Source organism: Paenibacillus sp. YSY-4.3, assembly GCF_054767475.1.
Window position 1 is genome coordinate 70548 of record NZ_BAABMC010000001.1, and the last position, 18767, is coordinate 89314.

The 18767-nt window shown below is 52.9% G+C and carries 16 protein-coding genes and 1 pseudogene; all 17 read left to right on the top strand.

Going from position 1 to position 18767, the window contains the following annotated elements:
• The first annotated feature begins 18 nt into the window (after positions 1 to 18).
• The 17 genes and pseudogenes from ACYUJT_RS00310 (at position 19) to ACYUJT_RS00390 (ending at position 18748) form a co-directional block, all read left to right on the top strand.
• Positions 19 to 1539 carry a sugar ABC transporter ATP-binding protein gene (locus ACYUJT_RS00310; protein WP_460317886.1) on the top strand — a complete coding sequence of 507 codons (1521 nt, stop codon included), beginning with the start codon at positions 19 to 21 and terminating at the stop codon, positions 1537 to 1539.
• Positions 1536 to 2573 (top strand): ABC transporter permease, encoded by a 1038-nt coding sequence (locus ACYUJT_RS00315; RefSeq protein ID WP_460317888.1) that lies wholly within the window; start codon positions 1536 to 1538, stop codon positions 2571 to 2573. Before ACYUJT_RS00310 ends, ACYUJT_RS00315 begins: the two co-directional genes overlap by 4 nt.
• Positions 2566 to 3528, top strand: coding sequence for a galactofuranose ABC transporter, permease protein YjfF (gene yjfF / locus ACYUJT_RS00320; RefSeq protein ID WP_460317890.1), 963 nt, complete (start codon positions 2566 to 2568; stop codon positions 3526 to 3528). The genes ACYUJT_RS00315 and yjfF overlap by 8 nt, the downstream gene beginning before the upstream one ends.
• 138 nt (positions 3529 to 3666) lie before the next feature.
• Complete coding sequence (locus ACYUJT_RS00325; protein ID WP_460317892.1) at positions 3667 to 4812, top strand: ABC transporter substrate-binding protein; 1146 nt, start codon at positions 3667 to 3669, stop codon at positions 4810 to 4812.
• An 84-nt stretch (positions 4813 to 4896) separates the two neighbouring features.
• Positions 4897 to 6453, top strand: a complete 1557-nt coding sequence (locus ACYUJT_RS00330) for a response regulator (protein ID WP_460317894.1) — start codon at positions 4897 to 4899, stop codon at positions 6451 to 6453.
• A complete protein-coding gene (locus ACYUJT_RS00335; RefSeq protein WP_460317896.1) occupies positions 6453 to 8288 on the top strand; it encodes a cache domain-containing sensor histidine kinase in 1836 nt (611 codons plus the stop codon). Before ACYUJT_RS00330 ends, ACYUJT_RS00335 begins: the two co-directional genes overlap by 1 nt.
• Positions 8289 to 8779: 491 nt before the next feature.
• Positions 8780 to 10096 carry an ABC transporter substrate-binding protein gene (locus tag ACYUJT_RS00340; protein ID WP_460317898.1) on the top strand — a complete coding sequence of 439 codons (1317 nt, stop codon included), beginning with the start codon at positions 8780 to 8782 and terminating at the stop codon, positions 10094 to 10096.
• Positions 10097 to 10223: 127 nt separating this feature from the next.
• Positions 10224 to 11117, top strand: a complete 894-nt coding sequence (locus ACYUJT_RS00345) for a carbohydrate ABC transporter permease (protein WP_460317900.1) — start codon at positions 10224 to 10226, stop codon at positions 11115 to 11117.
• Complete coding sequence (locus ACYUJT_RS00350) at positions 11114 to 11938, top strand: carbohydrate ABC transporter permease (protein ID WP_460317902.1); 825 nt, start codon at positions 11114 to 11116, stop codon at positions 11936 to 11938. Before ACYUJT_RS00345 ends, ACYUJT_RS00350 begins: the two co-directional genes overlap by 4 nt.
• A 68-nt stretch (positions 11939 to 12006) precedes the next feature.
• On the top strand, positions 12007 to 12300 hold the full coding sequence (locus tag ACYUJT_RS00355; protein WP_460317904.1) for an SDR family NAD(P)-dependent oxidoreductase: 294 nt from the start codon (positions 12007 to 12009) through the stop codon (positions 12298 to 12300).
• 13 nt (positions 12301 to 12313) lie between these two features.
• Positions 12314 to 12451 (top strand): annotated as a pseudogene (locus ACYUJT_RS00360) (SDR family oxidoreductase); the annotation flags it as partial.
• A gap of 20 nt (positions 12452 to 12471) precedes the next feature.
• A complete protein-coding gene (locus ACYUJT_RS00365) occupies positions 12472 to 12801 on the top strand; it encodes a thioredoxin family protein (protein ID WP_460317906.1) in 330 nt (109 codons plus the stop codon).
• A 96-nt stretch (positions 12802 to 12897) separates the two neighbouring features.
• Positions 12898 to 15177: an outer membrane protein assembly factor BamB family protein gene (locus ACYUJT_RS00370; RefSeq protein ID WP_460317908.1), complete on the top strand. Its 2280-nt coding sequence runs from the start codon at positions 12898 to 12900 to the stop codon at positions 15175 to 15177.
• 250 nt (positions 15178 to 15427) lie between these two features.
• A complete protein-coding gene (locus tag ACYUJT_RS00375; protein ID WP_460317910.1) occupies positions 15428 to 16171 on the top strand; it encodes a stalk domain-containing protein in 744 nt (247 codons plus the stop codon).
• Positions 16172 to 16400: 229 nt separating this feature from the next.
• Positions 16401 to 17165, top strand: a complete 765-nt coding sequence (locus ACYUJT_RS00380; RefSeq protein ID WP_460317912.1) for a methionine ABC transporter ATP-binding protein — start codon at positions 16401 to 16403, stop codon at positions 17163 to 17165.
• A complete protein-coding gene (locus ACYUJT_RS00385) occupies positions 17158 to 17841 on the top strand; it encodes a methionine ABC transporter permease (protein ID WP_460317914.1) in 684 nt (227 codons plus the stop codon). The genes ACYUJT_RS00380 and ACYUJT_RS00385 overlap by 8 nt, the downstream gene beginning before the upstream one ends.
• A gap of 61 nt (positions 17842 to 17902) precedes the next feature.
• On the top strand, positions 17903 to 18748 hold the full coding sequence (locus ACYUJT_RS00390; protein ID WP_460317916.1) for a MetQ/NlpA family ABC transporter substrate-binding protein: 846 nt from the start codon (positions 17903 to 17905) through the stop codon (positions 18746 to 18748).
• Positions 18749 to 18767 lie beyond the last annotated feature (19 nt).

Genomic DNA, 18767 nt, shown 5'->3' on the forward strand with positions numbered 1-18767 from the left:
AGGGAGAGGACTGTGCAAATGATAGAGAACAAACCTATTTTACGAATGAACGGCATCCATAAGCAGTTCCCCGGCGTCAAGGCGTTGTCCGGCGTTAACTTCCGGCTATTCCCGGGTGAAGTTCATGCGCTCATGGGCGAGAATGGCGCGGGCAAGTCGACGCTAATCAAGGTACTCACCGGTGTGTACACGATCGATGCAGGCAGCGTGGAAATGAACGGCCGGGCGATTGCGGTTCACAACCCGCAGGAGGCTCAGCACGCTGGCATCAGCACGGTGTATCAAGAAGTGAATCTATGTCCTAATCTATCCGTTGCCGAGAACATTTATATCGGCAATGAGCCTCGCAGCCTGGGGCGTATCCGTTGGAAGGAAATGAACCGGAATGCTGAGCGGCTTCTGCAGGACAGATTGCATTTGCAAATTGACGTCACGCGAACACTTCAGTCTTACTCGGTAGCGGTTCAGCAATTAATAGCTATTGCCCGGGCTTTAAGCGTCTCGGCCAAGGTGCTTATACTGGATGAGCCGACATCAAGTCTCGATCAAGGCGAGGTTGCACAGCTGTTCAAAATTATGCGCAAATTGAAAAACGAAGGTTTGGCGATTTTGTTTGTGACGCATTTTCTGGACCAGGTGTATGAAATTTCAGATCGAATAACCATTCTCCGTAATGGAGAATTTGTCGGGGAATACATGGCACAGAAACTTCCCCGCATAGAGCTGGTATCGCAAATGATCGGCAAGGAGCTTTCCGTGCTCGAACAGCTGCCCAAACAGCCAGGCGAGGGGCCGGAGCGGTGCGCCGAGATCATGCTGGAAGCGAGCCGCCTTGGCAAGCGAGGTTCGATTGATCCGTTTGATTTACGCATTCATAAAGGCGAGATTGTAGGCGTTGCAGGACTGCTCGGCTCGGGGCGCACCGAGCTCGCCAGGCTGTTGTTCGGTGCCGATCGCGCCGATGAGGGCCATGTCCGGCTTGGCGGGTTCAATGGAATGATGTCCAACCCGCGGCAAGCTATAGACCTGGGGATCGCTTTTTGCTCGGAGAATCGAAAGACGGAGGGCATTATCGACGATCTGACCGTGAGGGAGAATATCATCCTCGCCCTTCAGGCGACGAAGGGCTGGTTCCGTACAATATCCCGCAAACGCCAGGATGAAATCGCCGAAGAGTACATCCGCTTATTGAACATCAATCCACCGGCCCCCGAGCAGCTTATCCGTCACTTAAGCGGGGGCAATCAGCAGAAGGTGCTGTTGGCACGCTGGCTGCTCACCGAGCCAGGCCTCTTGATTCTGGATGAACCGACAAGGGGCATCGACGTCGGAGCCAAAGCGGAAATCCAGAAGCTCGTTTTATCTTTGGCGGAGAAGGGAATGTCCGTCCTGTTCATTTCCTCCGAGCTCGAGGAAGTGCTGCGAGTGAGTGATCGAGTGGCCATTATGCGGGATCGCCGCAAAGTGCAGGAAGTGCTAGGCGGAACAGCAAGCCAGCCGCAAGTCATGCAGGCGATTGCAGGGGGGGAGCAGGGATGATCAAGCATCGTTTGTTTTGGCCGTTATGCATGTTAGCCGGATTATTGCTATTTAATCTCGTTTATTCGCCGGATTTCTTCTCCATTAAAATGAGAGACGGCCATCTGTACGGCAGCCTCATCGATATACTCAACTTCGGCTCGCCACTGATTCTGGTAGCGATAGGAATGACGCTGGTGATTGCGACGAGCGGCATCGATTTGTCGGTTGGCTCGGTCGTTGCCATTACCGGAGCCATGGCCTGCCTCAGCGTCAGCCGCAGCGCCGACCAGAACGCATTGATTACGGTGCTGATTGCCGTCGTGGTCGCCCTTGTATTGTCTGCGCTGCTTGGGCTGTGGAACGGCTTGCTCGTGGCGGGATTCGGCATTCAGCCGATCATCGCGACGCTCATCCTGATGGTCGCCGGCCGGGGGATCGCCCAACTGATCACGAATGGGCAAATCATAACCGTGCTCAGTCCGAAATATCAATATATCGGGGCTGGTTCTTTGTTCACCCTGCCGTTTTCGATCTTTATCGTGGCCGTCATGTTTGCGATCGCTTCGCTGCTGACGCGGAAGACGGCGCTCGGCCTGTTCATCGAATCGGTTGGCTGCAAGCCGACGGCGAGCCGGCTGGCGGGCATCCGCTCAAAGACAGTAATGCTTGCCGTCTACATGTTCTGCGGCCTGTGCGCGGGGATGGCCGGGCTTATTCTAAGCTCCAATGTGTCCAGCGCTGACGGGAACAATGCCGGGCTGTGGTATGAGCTGGATGCTATCCTGGCTGTCGTCATCGGCGGGACTTCGCTGAACGGCGGCCGATTCCATTTAACGGGGACGCTGATTGGCGCGCTGATGATCCAGACCTTGACGACCACGATTTATATGGTTGGCGTTCCGCCGGAAATTACGCTTGTCGTCAAAGCGGTCGTCGTGCTTGCCGTCTGCCTGGTCCAATCGGATAAATTCCGGGGACTGTTCCGCGGACGACGAGGGCGTGGCAAGGCCGGCAATTATCCGGCGAACCGGGAGGTGAATCCCCATGCTTAAGCGCCAGTATATTCCGTTGTTAGTGACGGTTGGCCTGTTTGTCCTGCTGTTTGCTGCCGGATCGTTCAGGTACACAGGTTTTTTCTCCCTCCAGGTGCTGATGAATTTGCTAATCGACAATTCGTTCCTGCTGATTGCTGCCGTTGGCATGACCTTTGTCATCGTGTCAGGAGGAATCGACCTGTCCGTCGGCTCGATGATTGCCCTGACGACGATGATCTCAGCGAGTCTTCTGCAGCAGGGCTGGCCGCCGTACATTGTCATCCCTCTCGTGCTGTCACTTGGCATCTTGTTCGGATCCGCGATGGGGGCGATGATCCATCATTTCAACATTCAGCCGTTTATCGCCACGCTGGCGGGAATGTTTCTGGCCAGAGGGTTGTGTTACGTGATCAGCATCAATACGATTACGATCGATGATGCCTTCTACACCACGATGGCTCAGACGAAAATCAGGCTGCCGGGAAACACGTTCATCTCGATCAGCGTCATTATCGCATTGCTGGTCGTCGTGCTCGGCATTTACATGGCCCACTACACGAAGTTCGGCCGCAATACGTATGCCATCGGCGGCAATGAGCAATCGGCTCTGCTGATGGGTCTGCCGGTGGCCCGAACGAAAATCATGGTGTACGGTTTTAGCGGCCTGTGCTCCTCGCTGGCCGGTGTCGTGTTCACCTTCTATATGCTCTCTGGATACGGCCTGCATGCCAGCGGCATGGAGCTCGACGTCATCGCGGCGGTCGTCATAGGCGGCACGCTGCTCACGGGAGGAGTAGGCTTTGTCTTCGGCACATTTTTTGGCGTTATGATCCAAGGCGTCATTCAGACGATCATCAGCTTCGAAGGCACGCTGAGCTCGTGGTGGACGAGAATCGTCATCGGTGTGCTCCTGCTGCTGTTCATTTTGCTGCAAAGGCTGCTCGGAGAGCAGCGGCTGGCGGGGCGAAGCTGAGGGCGAAGCTTTCATTTTGAAGGATATCTATGGGGCATGCATCTTGTCCTTGGATATCCTTTCTTTGCCTGAAAATGGCCGGGAAACATGTTAGACTTGCAAAATAAAGAGGTGCAAAGCGATAAGGGGGACTGGGCGGTGAAAGAGTATCGCAAAGATTTGAAGCCACGCGTCTTGCTGCTGCTAAAGCTTATTTTGGCGGTCTGTCTGGTGATGCTGCCCATAGGCTGCAGCTCGGCTCACATGGGGAATGAGGGTGCGGCTGGTCCGCATATGCATGAGAACGGGGTGGGCGAGGCCGGAAGGTCTGCAGAAGACCCAGCATTAGACGGAAGCCTTCCTTCCGCCGGAATCATGCCGCCTCATGGAGATGGCCAGCCTGAAGGCATCGTGACACCTTCTCGGCCGATCGTGCTTGGCTTCTCGCAGCTCGGCTCGGAGAGCGATTGGCGCTACGCCAACAGCCAGTCCGTGAAGGAGGCGGCGAAGGAAGCGGGCATCACGCTGATCTTCGACAATGCCGAGCAGTCGCAGGGCAAGCAGTTTGAGGCGATCCGCAGCTTCATCCGGCAGAAGGTCGACGTCATCGCTATCGCTCCGGTCGTGCAGTCCGGCTGGGAGGGCATCCTGGACGAAATACAGGAAGCGGGCATTCCGGTAATCATCGTTGACCGGGCGGTAGATACAGCCGACGCCTCGCAGTACGTGACATTGATCGGGTCGGATTTCTATGAGGAGGGGCAGAAGGCCGGGAAGTACGTCCTGGATAAAATGGCGGCCTCCGCCGGTCCTGTAGGGATCGTCGAGCTGAAGGGGACGGAAGGCTCAACGCCTTCGATCGACAGGGGCAGGGGATTCCATGATACAATTACGGGTACTGACAAGTTTGTAATTATAGGAAGCGAATACGCCGATTTCACCCATGAGCAGGGCAAGAAGACGATGCGGTCTTTGCTCCACAGGCTGGGCGGCGATATCGACGTTCTATTTTCGCATAATGACGATATGGCTCTTGGAGCCATCGAAGCGATGGAGGAATATGGCCTGCAGCCGGGCAAGGATATCGTTATCGTGTCTGTGGATGGCACGCGCAAGGCGCTAGAGCAACTGATCGAGGGCAACATCAACTGTGTGGTGGAATGCAACCCGCTGCTGGGTCCGAACCTGATGCAGGCGGTGAATGAAATCATGGAAGGGCGCACTCTGCCCAAGCGGATCGTTACCTCAGAAAGTGTGTTTACGGAAGTGACGGCGGAGCGGGAAGTAAGCAGCCGCAAATATTAGGGAGCTGGCCTGCAATTAGGGGGCAGGAGTACGATTAAGGAGCAAGGGTGCATCGATGGACGTTGCTTGAAGGAGAGAGTAGAGATGGGGAATCGCGAACTGTTCAGAATACTTGTTGTGGACGATGAGATTCTGGTGCGGCAGGGCATCAAGCATATTTTGAATTGGGGGCAGGAGGGCTTTCAGATTGTTGGCGAGGCTTCAAACGGCAAGGAAGCGGTGGAACTGATCGAGACGCTGCGCCCGCATATCGTATTGACGGATATCGTGATGCCGGTTATGGACGGCGAGGAACTGACCCGGCTCATCAAGCATAACTGGCCGGAGATTGAAGTCATAGTGCTTAGCAGCTTCAGTGAATTTGATTATGTGCGCTCGACCTTTCAGAGCGGGGTATCCGATTATATTCTGAAGCCGCATTTGGAGACGGGAATGCTGCTTGAGGTGCTGCGCAAAACAGCGGAGAAGCTGCCGGCTCCAAGCCGAGCCGTGCGCCAGAATACTCAGTCGGCTTCCATGCAGCAAACGCTTGAAAAGCTGTTATCGGAATATGAAATAGAGCTGGATCGCTCCCAAGCGGCCGAATGGTTTCCTTATCCTTATTTTTATGTGCTGGGGAGCTGTGGGGATGCATCCGTTTTGGATGAATTGAAAGCGCTCTTCCCACGAATGGCTGCGGCAAAGCTTCCCTGCGGTCCGATTGCCGGCTATCCAGATCTGTCCGTGTATGTGTTGAATGTTGACGAAGAGGGGCGGGAGGCGCTGCCGCCCAAACTGAAGGTGCTGCATCCTGATTCGTTAACGGAGGAAGGAGAGCTGTCATGGGTGCTCAGCGACTCCTTTCACGAGTTGGATCAGCTTGGCGGCGTTTACCGGGACAGCTGGCTGAAGCTGCTGCAGTTCCGATTCTTTTTGCCTCTGAATACCCTCCTGATGCCAAGCGAGCTGCCGGAGGCGGAAGAGGCGAAGGAGTTTGCGCTTCAGGCCTTTATGGAGCAGATTCGCAGGCTGCAATTGGCGGAAGGGTTCGATGAGCTGGAGCGTTATATTGCCTGGCATACCAAAGCCTATACGGCGGAGGTGTTTGAATTTAAGTCATTGATCGGAAATATTCTGTTTAACGTCATACATATGCTTGGCAGCTTGAACCTCGATGTTACAGCGCTAGAAGATGCTAAATATGCGTACTTTAAAGCCATAGACGAGGCGCGGCATGTCAGCGGGGTTACTTCGCTGCTCGAGGAGTTCCGGCAGCAGGCGGGGGACTGCGTACAGTCCGCACAGCAAGCCCTGCAGGAGGGCAACCCCAGCATGAAGCTGCTGCTTGATTACATCGATGAGCACTACGCCGAGCCGATCAGTCTTACAGAGATGGCGCGGTATTTCCATTTCAATCCGTCTTACCTGTCCAGCTTTTTTGCGGCGCACCATCATGAGGGCTTCAAGGAGCATCTGAACCGGGTGCGGATCGACAAGGCGGCCGATATGCTGCGCATGGGGGATATCCCAATATCGGAAATCAGCAGCAGGGTCGGATACGGGGATCACAGTTATTTTTGCAAAGTATTCAAGAAAAGCACAGGGCTGTCCCCGACTCAATACCGGAGACAATACGCCGAACGAGCGGAGAAGGAGCTATGATGAGGGCAAGGTTTGAGCGGCTGAAATTTCATGGATTATTTATAAAATTGTTTGTCGTAATGGTCATTTGCATCGTAACCATTACGGTGTCCGTCGTGTGGACGAACCTGCGTATGACGGAGCAGTTGTTCCTTGAAACGTTCAGCATTACGAATTCCAAAGTCATTGACCAGATTCATAACAATTTCGAAGCGTTTCACTATTCGATCGTGCTGGCCGCGAATCAAGCGCAGCAGAGCGGGACGCTCAAGACCTTTCTGACGGAGGCCGAAGCGCCGCAATCCATTCGCGTGATGAATTCCTATTACAACATGACTCAGCAGATGAAACGAGTGCAGTCGATGGTGGACGCCTATTCCGTCGGGGTGGCGATCGTCGGGAAGAACGGGCGGAGCTATTCGGGCAATGTCAACTTGGTGAAGCCGTCGGCCCTTGAGCTGCAGCAGAGCGAAATTACAGCCAAGGCGAAGGCGCACCCGGATAAGCTGATGTATCAAATGTACCGCGACGCAGCCGGTCGGCAGTTCATCGTGGCGACCAAGGTATTGCTGGAGCGGACGACGGGCCAGGAATACGGCATGCTCTATATCGTCATTGACGAGAATGACTTCAAACCCTTCTACAGCAGCTTTACGAGCGAAGGAAACGATGTTGTCATTATGGACAAGAGCGGGACGGTGATGACGAGCAATTTGCCGGATCTGACCGGGCGAAGAAGCTATGAGCTGCTGTCCTATGCTGAAGAGATCGAAGAGCGGGGCTTGGACGTAAAAAAAGTGAACCTCATGGACAAAGACCAGCTCATGCTGGCTCAGTATTTGCCTTCCTATGATTTTTATCTGGTGAACATGATCGACCAGCAAATGGTGCTTGGCCAAATGGTCAATACGCGAAGCGTCGTTCTTATTTGTTTGGCGATCGTGCTGGTTGCACTGGTCGTGGTCTTTTTGATATCCCGCAAAATGACACGCTCTCTCACCTTGCTGGCACGCCAAATGTCGAAGGTGACACGGCGGAATTTCCATAACTATGTCAACGTCTCGGGCGGCTACGAAATTCGCGAGCTGGGCCGGGCTTATAACTATATGCTCGACGAGATCCATGAATATGTCGACAAGCTGGTGGAGACGCAGAAGGGGCAGCGGAAGGCGGAGCTTGCTGCTTTACAGCAGCAGATCAACCCTCACTTTCTGTACAATACGTTGGCTTCGGTTAAATTCCTCGTCCAGCAAGGCAGCAAGGACAAAGCGGTGGAGACGATCCATGCGCTTATTTCGCTGCTGCAAAATACGATCAGCAACGTCAGCGAGACGATTACCGTAGAGCAGGAGCTGGCGAATCTTAAAGCCTATGTGTTCATCAACCATATCCGTTATGGGGAGCGGATTCGGGTGAACTATTACGTCGCGCCGGATTGCGCGCATTACGAGGTGCCGAAGCTGATGATCCAGCCGTTTATGGAGAATGGCTTTTTCCATGCCTTCAATGTGAAGGGGGAAGGTGTGATCCATGTGCTGGTAGCGAAGGAAGGCCAAAAATTGGTTTGCGAGGTGGCCGACAATGGCGATGGCATGGATATGGCGGCGTATGAGCTGGAGCATGGGGCGGAGGACAGAGTTCGGCAGTCGGCTAAAGAGGCCGGTTTAGGGGCGGACAAGACTCAAGCCGGGCCGAAATCCAGAGGTTCGCGCAAGCTGTTCTCAGGCATCGGCGTGGCCAACGTCAACGACCGCATCCGGCTGCTTTACGGGGAGGAGTATGGCGTGACAATCACGAGCAAGCTCGGCGAAGGCACCCGCGTCCGCATTACGCTGCCGCTCATTGCAACAAATTGACTTCCATTGCAAATAGCCTTAATAGCTGGTCACGAAACTGTTATTCACTAAATGGAATTCATGTATCTAATTATGCTCTAAGCGGATGTTTCAGGGGATTAGATGGATTTTACGCACCTAAAATCGAGAAACAAGCCATCATTGGCAATATCCCTTCTTCTAACGACATGAAATCCATTTAAATTTATCTTCACTTCCTTGCTACAGAAACTAACTACTATAAATCCACCTATTACTAGCTGAACGATAAAAATTGATGAGGACAGCTTAGAAGAAAGCCAATAAAATTACCAGAATCCAAAGAAAAGACAGACACTCCGTGAAAGCGCATTCATTCGGACAATAAAATGACAAATCTCTGTAAAGGAATTGCTAACGCTGCTTTCTGGCCCGGTGCTACGATAAATTCAGATCCTGTGGTAAGCGTTTGCAAGATGAGGCTTCATCAGCAGGGGAAAGAGAACTCATTTACGATCAAAGGGGCTGAAACGATGAAGAAAGTACTAGCTTTATTCCTGAGCTGCATGGTGATTCTCGCAGGCTGCTCATCCGGCGGAGGCGGCAAAGAGCCAGCGGGAAGCGGAGGCAATAGCGGCGGCAGCGATTCCGGCAGCAAGGCGGAGGAAATCACGATCTGGGCCTGGGATCCGGCGTTCAACATTGCAGCGCTGAACATTGCGAAGGAAGCGTACAGCAAGAAAAATCCCGACGCCAAAATCAATATCGTGGAATTCGCGCAAGCGGACATTATCCAGAAGCTGAATACGGGACTGAACTCCGGCACGACGAAAGGGCTGCCGAACATCGTATTGATCGAGGACTATCGGGCACAGGGGTTCCTGCAATCCTACCCGGACGCATTCTATGATCTCAGCGGCAAAATCCGCTCCGAGGATTTCGCGGATTACAAAATCGGGCCGACCAGCCTGAACGGCAAGCAATACGGTGTACCGTTCGATTCCGGGGTCACGGGCATGTATGTCCGCAAAGACTATATTGAGCAGGCGGGATACACGCTGGACGATTTGAAGAATATCGATTGGAAGCAATATATCGAGATCGCAAAGGTCGTTAAGGAGAAGACCGGCAAGGACATCATTACGCTGGATCCGAACGACCTGGGAATCATCCGCATGATGATTCAATCCGGCGGATCATGGTATTTGGCGGAGGATGGCAAGACCCCGGATCTGGCAGGTAATGCGGCGCTGAAGGAAGCGTTCGAGCTGTACAAGGAGATGATGGAAGCGAACGTCGTAAAGGTGAATGCGGACTGGAGCCAGTTCATCGCCAACATCAACAACGGGGATGTCGCTACCGTACCGACGGGCAACTGGATTACACCATCCGTGAAGGCGGAAGCCTCCCAAGCCGAGCAGTGGGCAATCCTGCCGATTCCTAGGCTGCCACAAACGCCGAATTCTGTGCACGCGACGAACTTAGGAGGCAGTTCCTGGTATGTCATGAACATTCCGGGTGCGGAGACGGCTGCGGATTTCCTGGCCGAAACCTTCGGATCGGATGTGGATATGTATCAGAACCTGCTGACGAACGTAGGCGCGATCGGCACGCTGAAGGCAGCTGCTTCCGGTGAAGCTTACGCCAAGCCGGACGATTTCTTCGGCGGCCAGCAGATCGTCAATGATTTCGCAGCGTGGACGGCCGAGATTCCGAAGGTGAACTACGGAATTTCTACCTATGCCATCGAGGATATCCTGATCGTCGAAATGCAAAATTACTTGAATGGCAAGGGCATCGATCAGGCGCTAAGCGATGCGCAGGCACAGGCAGAAGCTCAGGTTAAATAAAGCAGCGGGATATCCGCTCATTTCATAACAAATACCCAGAACCCCTGGGCGCTGAGCTGCACCTAGATTTGTGGAGGCCTAAGCGTCCCGGGGTTATTTTAAAGGCAGAAAGGGGCTCTTGCTAACGATGAAAGCGGACAGAACAAGCCTTAGCATCCGCGCCAAAAGCAATTTAACCGGGTGGAGCTTCATCCTGATTGCCGTGGTCATGATCGCGACCTTCTATTTCTATCCAATGGTTCAGGCGCTGATCCTGTCCTTCAAGACCGGAACGGGGAGCAATTTGACTTATACGGGAGGATCCAACTACGTAAGGCTGCTATCCGACAAAACATTCCTGACGGCCTTATCAAACACGTTCATTTATTTGATCATTCAGGTTCCGATCATGATCCTTCTCGCGTTGTTCATATCGGTGCTGCTGAACGACAGCAAGCTGAAATTTCGCGGGTTTTTCCGGACGGCGATCTTCCTGCCATGCGTTACCTCGCTTGTTGCTTACTCCGTCGTGTTCAAATATTTGTTTGCGGCAGACGGGCTGGTGAACTCGCTGCTCATGAAGCTATCCGTCATCCAGATGCCGATCCAGTGGATTACCGATCCGTTCTGGGCGAAGATTACGATCATTGTTGCGATTACCTGGCGCTGGACCGGATATAACATGATCTTTTACTTATCGGCGCTGCAAAATATCGACAGTTCTATCTATGAAGCTGCACGGATCGATGGGGCATCATCGTTCAAGCAATTTACGAAAATCACGGTTCCGATGCTGAAACCGATCATTCTTTTCACCTCGATTACATCCACGATCGGTACGCTGCAGCTCTTCGACGAGGTCATGAACATTACGAAGGGCGGGCCCGGCAACGCTACGCTCTCGATTTCGCAATATATTTATAATCTGTCCTTCAAGTACACAGCGGACTTCGGGTATGCGGCAACCGTATCGTACTCTATCGTGGTCATCATCGTTCTGTTGTCTATCCTACAATTTAAAGTGGCAGGTGATAAAAAATGAGGAAGCTGAAGCGCGTATTCACCTACGCTTTTCTTGGCGGCGCGGCGTTCGTCTCGATTTTTCCCTTCCTGTGGATGGTCGTGAGCGCTACGAACAAGTCGGTTGATGTCACGAAGGGCCGGCTGCTGCCCGGCAGTCATTTGCTGGACAATTTCCGGAAGCTGGCTGAATCAACTGATCTATGGACGTCATTGTGGAACTCCGCGAAAATATCCGTGTTTACGACGGTTTTGGCGATTGTCATCGCGTCGCTGGCCGGCTATGGGTTTGAAATTTTCCGCAGCCGGGCGAAGGATATCGTCTTTAACATCTTGTTGTTATCGATGATGATTCCATTTGCGGCGCTGATGATCCCGCTCTATCGGATGTTCGCCAACATTTCCGGCACCCTTCCGGCGATCGGGATCGATACGATGGCTTCGGTCATGCTGCCGACGATTACGACGGCGTTTCTGATTTTCTTTTTCCGGCAGAATTCGAAAATGTTCCCCAAGGATATGGTGGAAGCAGGGCGCATGGATGGGCTGAGCGAGCTCGGGATATTTTTCAAAATATTCATGCCTACGATGAAGACGACCTACGCTGCTGCGGGCATCATCACATTCATGTCGAGCTGGAACAATTATTTGTGGCCGCTCATCGTGCTGCAATCGCCGGAGCAGAAGACGATCCCCCTGCTCATTTCCACATTGGGGTCGGGTTACTCACCGGATTACGGCCTTATCATGCTGGCGATTGTCATTGCGACGCTGCCGACGGCGCTGGTATTTTTCCTGATGCAGAAGCATTTTGTGGCGGGGATGATGGGTTCGGTGAAATAGATGCTTATCTATTCTATAATCTAAAACAAAGGGGAGAATGACTAAGGGTAACGGAAGGGACGAAGGACATGATGCAAATCGATCTGACAGGGAAAATAGCGTTGATCACGGGGGCGACAGGGCAGCTCGGGAGAGTGATAACCCGAACGCTTGCCGAGTGTGGAGCCAATATTGCGATTCATTACAATAATAATGAAGTGAAGGCGAAGGAGTTGCAGCAGGAAATCAACTCCGCAGGAGGATCGGCTATCATCGTACAAGGAGATGTTACGAAGGAGTCTTCCATACTGGAGATGAAGGAACGGATCTGCGCGGAGCTGGACGATCAGCGAGCAGGATCGCGGCGCAGGCGATTTGCATGATGCGGCATATGTCGCGCAGATTCCTCTGAAGCACCGGGGGGAAGATCAGGATATTGCGAATGCGGTGGCGTTCCTGGCTTCCGATTTGGCGGGCTTCATTACGGGAGCGTATATTCCGGTAAGCGGCGGAAACGTGATGCCCTCCATTTAATAGCAGAGAGGCGGGTTCGCATGCAGAGATTATATCAACTGAGCGAAATTAAACTGACGATCCAGGAGCACCCTTTGGTGCTGCTTCTAATCAAGACGAGCCAATGCGGCGTATGTGAATCGATTCAAGTGAAGGTTACCGACTTGCTGGAGTCCTATGCGAATGTTAGGGGAATCTACGTATTTATGGGGGATGCTCCAGATACAGCGGCGGAATATTTGGCCTTGTCTGCACCGACATTGCTGCTTTTTTTTCAAGGAAAGGAAGTTTACCGGGAAGCTCGCTTTGTCCGCATGGATGAGCTGGAGCAAGTGCTGCAAAGGTATGAAGGGGCTTTAGAGGAGATGTGAACACGCTGAGTGCTAAGTAAATGGGAGAGGGCAACTTAATTGCTTTCTGAGCGTCTAAGATGTAGACAGGTTTTGGAAAAAGGAGGAAGAATCCTTGTGAATATTCGCGGTTTCATGGTTATTTGCACGGCTATTCTGTTGACGCAGCTATTGGCAGATGCGCCAACATCAGCGAACGTGAGAGGCAGCAGTAATTCTCCGGGGAATCAAATCCAAGCTCAGAAAGCGAATGCCCATATCCGAGCGGGGGATCAGCTTATGCTCAAGCAGGAAGCTCCCTATTTTGCTGATCCGCTAACCGGGAAGGAGCCCATCGATAGTTTCAAGGTGAATTATATCGGTCACCAAGGGGAGTCGTTTGCCGTGCAAGCCGTATCGGGCGAAATGGTATCGCTGCAGGATCCATCCCGGGGGAAGCTATGGGTTCCGGTATGGTATACGACGGCGGCTTCAAGCCGGGTGGTGAATACCGCACCGGCCTACGTAAGACTCCGCGCAAAGACAAAGCTGTCGTTGACACCCGGCAGCTCGGTTCAGTGGAGCGCCAGCGCTCTGGGGAATCGGGAAGAACGCCCGATATCGGTTGCCAGGTGGGACGATTGGTATGGCATTGTCGCAAGCCCGGCACATTGGCATGAAGACTATATCATTAACCGGCCTATCTTGCTGTGGGTTCATGAGAGCCAGGTTGTGGAACAAGAAGAGATTTCCGCAGGATTAATGGAGCAACGCTCGGCTGTTCCCATTGCAGCGGTCCGAGATATCGCCTTGCTGCTGCTTCATAAGGGAGCTTCTGCTGAGGAAACAGCAAGGCTCCTGGGTCAGCCCGCCGTGAAGGAGCATTCAGGGAATGTTGAACTTGCGGGGCGCACGTTCCTGCTAGGCGAGAGCTGGAGATTTGTACGTCCAGAGGGGCATTTCATCGCTTACTTCTCCCCGGCGGGCAGACTTGAGACAGCCAAGTGGATATGGCCGGCAGGCGATAAGCCGATGAGCTGGCTGTATACCGGCGAAGACTACCTCTTCACCCATCATTTCATGACGGGTTCGCTCCCGGCCACACTGGAAATGCCCTCCGTATGGCGGAATCAGGGAGACTTACAGTACGCCTACTTAACCGGGGCTAGCGATGAAGTCCTCTTGGTTCATGGGGATGATGGCCGTTTCAGCGGGATGCACGACGATTCTAACGTATATGGCGTTCATCGGCTGACGGGGGAGAAGCTGTGGCAAATCGATGTCGGATACGGCAGGCTGCTCACCATGATGGGGAATACGGATGATTCGGTCACCGTCTATACATCGTTCAGTCCAGAGAAGCAAGCGTATGAGGACCGGGTACGCCAGGTTCGGCTTGCCGATGGAAAAGTACTCTGGGAATCGAGGCTGGAGGATGGAGAGGAAGGAAGATTCCTGGAAATCGGCGGGGCCAAGGACTCCGTCATCATTTATGATCGGCCGGATATGGGCCGCCAAACAGGCCATTTGGCCGTGGTGGACAGGATGACAGGGAAGCAGAAGTGGGAAATTACTATAGAAGGCGATTACCGGGTGTTGAACTCCGGAGCAGACGATCCGTATGTGCTCATCCAGGCAGGCCAGCTGCTGCAAGCCAGGGGGACGGATACCGGTAAAATAGCCTGGACGCTGAAGGCGGACACCGTTACCGGCGAAGACCCTCATTTATATCCGTATTATGCCGGCGGCCCGAGACTCGATCCTTTTGTGCCGGAGAGCAGTTTACGAAGATGGATTCTTCATGGAGGTCAGTGGCTGCTCGTCGATCTGGAAACGGGAGGCGAGGTTGCCCGGTATCCGGTGAAGGCGGGAGAACGCTTTGAGGTGCTGAATGAGCAATACCTTCTTGTACAGCGACAGCTGCCAGCTAAGTCCAAGTCATCAGAGTCCTCCGCTGAGAGCTATGAATCAATATTATATGATGCGGTTGCCGCCAAGGAGCTTTGGACTTTACCGGGGCAAGCATCGAAAGGCATCATCGAAGGGAAACATATGTATTTGGTTCTGGACGGCGTCCCGGCAAAAATGGAGCTGCTGACAGGACGGGTCGTATGGATGCTTCCCGTCAACACTGGTCAGGATCTGTCCAACATGGCGCCAGGCAGCTACGTGCTGCTAGCTGAATACGTCCTGCTGCCCTACGGATCCGATCTACTTGCGCTCGGCAAGAAGGATGGACATATTGCGGGCCGCATACAGGACATCCGGATGGGATACGCAGAATTAAGGGAGCAAAGAGCTAGAAGCGGCCTGCTGAACATGATGGGAGACGAAATATACGCAGGATCGGCCAATGGTGCATTTACCCGGCTGAGCGTGAAGGAACTGGAACTTAAATTAAAGGAACTAGACAAATAGCCGCATAAACAGACAATTCGCCAAGTGTCTAACGATAGTTGAAAACAATAAAGACAAGTATGCTTTATAGGCCGATCGAAGGATTTCGATGGGCCTTTTTGTCGTGATTGCCTTGATATTCCCTTGATTCTCTAAAGGAATTGCCTGGAAATTGGGGACTTCGACACATTCAAGAAGAATGTAGAATAATGTATTATTATGTAGAACTAAATACATAGCATATTTTGGGAAAGGAAGATGACTCTTGAAAATGAAAACCAAAAAGACGGCAATGATCGGGATGGCGCTTGTTCTATTATTGACTTTCTCCGCCGGCGTGTCTGCGGCTTCCACATTGGAGCGCATTCAGGCTAACCTGAATCACGGCATTTCGTTTTTATTGAACGGACAGGCATGGACGGCTAAAGATGCAAACGGGGCGAAGGCTGTTCCAATCAGCTATAAAGGGACGACCTACGTACCGCTGCGTGCTGTGGCCGAGGCTACCGGCGCGGACATTCGCTACGATGCGGCCAAACAGCAAATTTCGATTACGACGGGACCGATTGCCGAAACTCCGGGCAAGGGAGAGCGCAGTCCTTTTAGCGTAAATAACGTATCTCACTTCAAATGGAGCTACTATACAAGCGGCATCACTCGCAACAAGGCAGACTTGCAGTTCGGAGAGACGCAATACGAAGCGGCGTTCACGGTTACAGGCGTGAACAGCGCCGGACAAGGCGTTGCCTTTAAGGTCCAGAATGGCACGAAAAAAGTCGGCGTGCTGGTTGGCTTCAAGACGCCGAAGTCTGATAAAGTATATTCCGGAACGTACACGATTGCCGACAAGGACGGACAAGCCTTTGCTACAGGTAAAATCGATAACGGCACCGTAGTTGAGAACGTCCTGGTACTGCCTAACAACACAACCGAGCTGTACGTTAAATTTATCGGACCGGCCGGGGAAGATTCCACGGGCTATGTCATTTGGGACGAAAGCTGGCTGGAGAATTAATTTCAATTATTTCTATGCAAATAATCAGCATTAAAACCGAAAGATAACCGCATGTGTGCGGCCGTCTTTCGGTTTTTTTGTCCTGTATTTACGCCTGAATGGGTTGTTGTATTTATTTAAATTAGTGACACAGTGATATTAATCACGTATAATCATAAGAAGATCATGGGTATAACAGTCGTTTAATATTAGTGATACAATTTTAGGGTGGTCAAAGGGGGAGAATCGGATGATATCCCTGAAGGAGGTAAGCAAGAGTTATAGCAAGCAGCGCAATGACAGGTTGGCTGCGGTTCAGGAGGTAACTCTCGCGGTTGAGGAAGGATCGATTCACGGAATTATCGGAACTAGCGGTGCAGGGAAATCCACGCTGCTGCGCCTGATGAATATGCTGGAAGCTCCGGATGCGGGAAGGGTCATCGTGGCAGGCCGGGATTGGACCGGCATGAGCGAAGCCGAGCTGCGCCAGGCGCGAAGATCGATCGGCATGATTTTTCAGCAGTTTAATCTGCTCCAGAATCGTACAGTAAGCGGCAATGTCTCCGTTCCCCTGGAACTGGCCGGGCTGCCGAGGAAGCAGCGATCGGAGCGGGTTCGCGAGTGCCTGCAATTTGTCGGGTTATCGGACAAAGCGGAGGAGTACCCGGCGGCGCTCAGCGGAGGGCAGAAGCAGCGCGTGGCGATAGCTCGTGCCTTGGCAAATCACCCGAAGGTGCTGCTCTGCGACGAGCCGACTTCTTCCCTCGATCCGAAGACGACAAATGATATCCTTGGCGTCCTGCGGCATGTGAACGAGACTCTGGGAGTCACGATCGTTATCGTCACGCACGAGATGGACGTGGTAGCGCAAATATGTCATCGGGTCTCCGTGATGGAGGACGGCCGGTTGACGGACAGCTTTGCACTGCAGCCGCGGAATCAAGCTGCCGCGCTTCCGTCTCCGAAATCGTACAGGGAACAATTGCTAGGTACGGAGGGTCTCCGCGATGTTTGATATTTCTGTAATGCTGGACAGCATGATTCAATACGAGGCCGAGATCAGGAAGGCGATCGGCCAGACGTTCTTCATGGTCGGAATTTCGGTTGTCGCCGCGATCCTCTGCGGCCTGCCCGTCGGTACGCTGCTGTTCCTGTGCCGCAAAGGCCAGATCTATGAGAATCGCACCTGGTCGTGGGTGCTCAACGGCCTCGTTAATGTCATCCGCTCCTTCCCGTTCCTGCTGCTGGTCGTCTTCATGATTCCGCTCACCCGGATGATCGTCGGTACGGCGATTGGCACGCTGGCGGCCTCGATTCCTTTGTCGGTCGTGGCGATTGCTATCTATGCCCGGCAGGTGGAACAGGCGCTGCTCGATGTGCCGCGCGGCGTGATCGAAGCGGCGCGCTCGATGGGCGCGTCCAAGCTGGAGATGATCGTCAAGTTTTTGTACGTGGAGGCCCGCTCGGGCCTGGTACTTGGGTTAACTACGTCGACGATCAGCTTCATTTCTTATTCGACTGTCATGGGAATCGTCGGAGGCGGCGGGATTGGCGATTTTGCCGTTCGCTATGGGTATCAGCGATTTGAGACGGAGCTGATGACCGGGGTGATCCTATTGATGATTGTGCTGGTGCAGGGCATTCAGTATGCAGGCACGACGATTTCCAGAATACTGGATAAGCGGTCATAGCTGAGGAGATTAATTGTTTTTTTACAACATACTTAGAAAAATATTCGGAGGGAAACATACGATGAAAAAATGGATACTTATGCTCTCATTACTTATGGTTGTTGTGGCCGGCTGCGGTAAACAAGCGGATAACGGCGCAGTGAATAAGGAAGCTTCGCCAGCGGAATCGCCGCAGCAGCAGGAGGAGGTCACACTTAAAGTGGCAACGCTCATTCCGCCGATGACTGAAATCCTCGAGCTCGTTCAGCCGCTGTTGAAGGAAGAAGGCGTTAATTTGGAGCTTGTCGTATTGTCGGACAACATCCAGCCGAACGATGCGCTGGCGAACAAGGAAGTGGACGTCAACTTCTTTCAGCATGTCCCGTATATGGAGCAGTACAACCAGAACAAGAACGCTAATCTAGTAGCCGTTCAGCCGGTCTACCACGCTATATATGGCGCTTATTCAAAGCGCTATAAATCGATGGAAGAGCTGCCGGAGGGCGCGGTGATCGCCATCGCTAACGATCCGTCCAACATCGGACGATCGCTGGATATGCTGGATAAAGCCGGTATTATCAAGCTGAAGGAAGGCGTGGGCATTGAGGCGACGCAAGCAGATATTATCGAGAATGAGAAAAATTACAAGTTCGAGGAAATGGATTTGCTCATGCTGGCACGGATGCTCGATGACGCGGATCTTGTGCTCATGACACCTGCCTATGCCAGCCCGCTCGGCTTGACGCCGAAGAAGGACGCGCTACTGACCGAAACGGCGGAATCCAACTTTGCGATCACGCTGGTAGCACGCGAGGATAACAAAGATTCCGAAGCGGTGCAGAAGCTGGCCAAGGCTATGTCCGGTCCAGAGGTGAAGCAGTTCCTGCAGGACAATTACGATGAAATCGCCATTCCTGCTTTCGAATGATTATAAGCGACGATCAAAG

What these genes read in the sequence shown, in the direction of transcription:
- ACYUJT_RS00310 (WP_460317886.1), top strand. Translation starts at nt 19, where the DNA reads ATGATAGAGAACAAACCTATTTTACGAATGAACGGCATCCATAAGCAG.
- ACYUJT_RS00315 (WP_460317888.1), top strand. Translation starts at nt 1,536, where the DNA reads ATGATCAAGCATCGTTTGTTTTGGCCGTTATGCATGTTAGCCGGATTA.
- yjfF (WP_460317890.1), top strand. Translation starts at nt 2,566, where the DNA reads ATGCTTAAGCGCCAGTATATTCCGTTGTTAGTGACGGTTGGCCTGTTT.
- ACYUJT_RS00330 (WP_460317894.1), top strand. Translation starts at nt 4,897, where the DNA reads ATGGGGAATCGCGAACTGTTCAGAATACTTGTTGTGGACGATGAGATT.
- ACYUJT_RS00335 (WP_460317896.1), top strand. Translation starts at nt 6,453, where the DNA reads ATGAGGGCAAGGTTTGAGCGGCTGAAATTTCATGGATTATTTATAAAA.
- ACYUJT_RS00340 (WP_460317898.1), top strand. Translation starts at nt 8,780, where the DNA reads ATGAAGAAAGTACTAGCTTTATTCCTGAGCTGCATGGTGATTCTCGCA.
- ACYUJT_RS00345 (WP_460317900.1), top strand. Translation starts at nt 10,224, where the DNA reads ATGAAAGCGGACAGAACAAGCCTTAGCATCCGCGCCAAAAGCAATTTA.
- ACYUJT_RS00350 (WP_460317902.1), top strand. Translation starts at nt 11,114, where the DNA reads ATGAGGAAGCTGAAGCGCGTATTCACCTACGCTTTTCTTGGCGGCGCG.
- ACYUJT_RS00355 (WP_460317904.1), top strand. Translation starts at nt 12,007, where the DNA reads ATGATGCAAATCGATCTGACAGGGAAAATAGCGTTGATCACGGGGGCG.
- ACYUJT_RS00365 (WP_460317906.1), top strand. Translation starts at nt 12,472, where the DNA reads ATGCAGAGATTATATCAACTGAGCGAAATTAAACTGACGATCCAGGAG.
- ACYUJT_RS00375 (WP_460317910.1), top strand. Translation starts at nt 15,428, where the DNA reads ATGAAAACCAAAAAGACGGCAATGATCGGGATGGCGCTTGTTCTATTA.
- ACYUJT_RS00380 (WP_460317912.1), top strand. Translation starts at nt 16,401, where the DNA reads ATGATATCCCTGAAGGAGGTAAGCAAGAGTTATAGCAAGCAGCGCAAT.
- ACYUJT_RS00385 (WP_460317914.1), top strand. Translation starts at nt 17,158, where the DNA reads ATGTTTGATATTTCTGTAATGCTGGACAGCATGATTCAATACGAGGCC.
- ACYUJT_RS00390 (WP_460317916.1), top strand. Translation starts at nt 17,903, where the DNA reads ATGAAAAAATGGATACTTATGCTCTCATTACTTATGGTTGTTGTGGCC.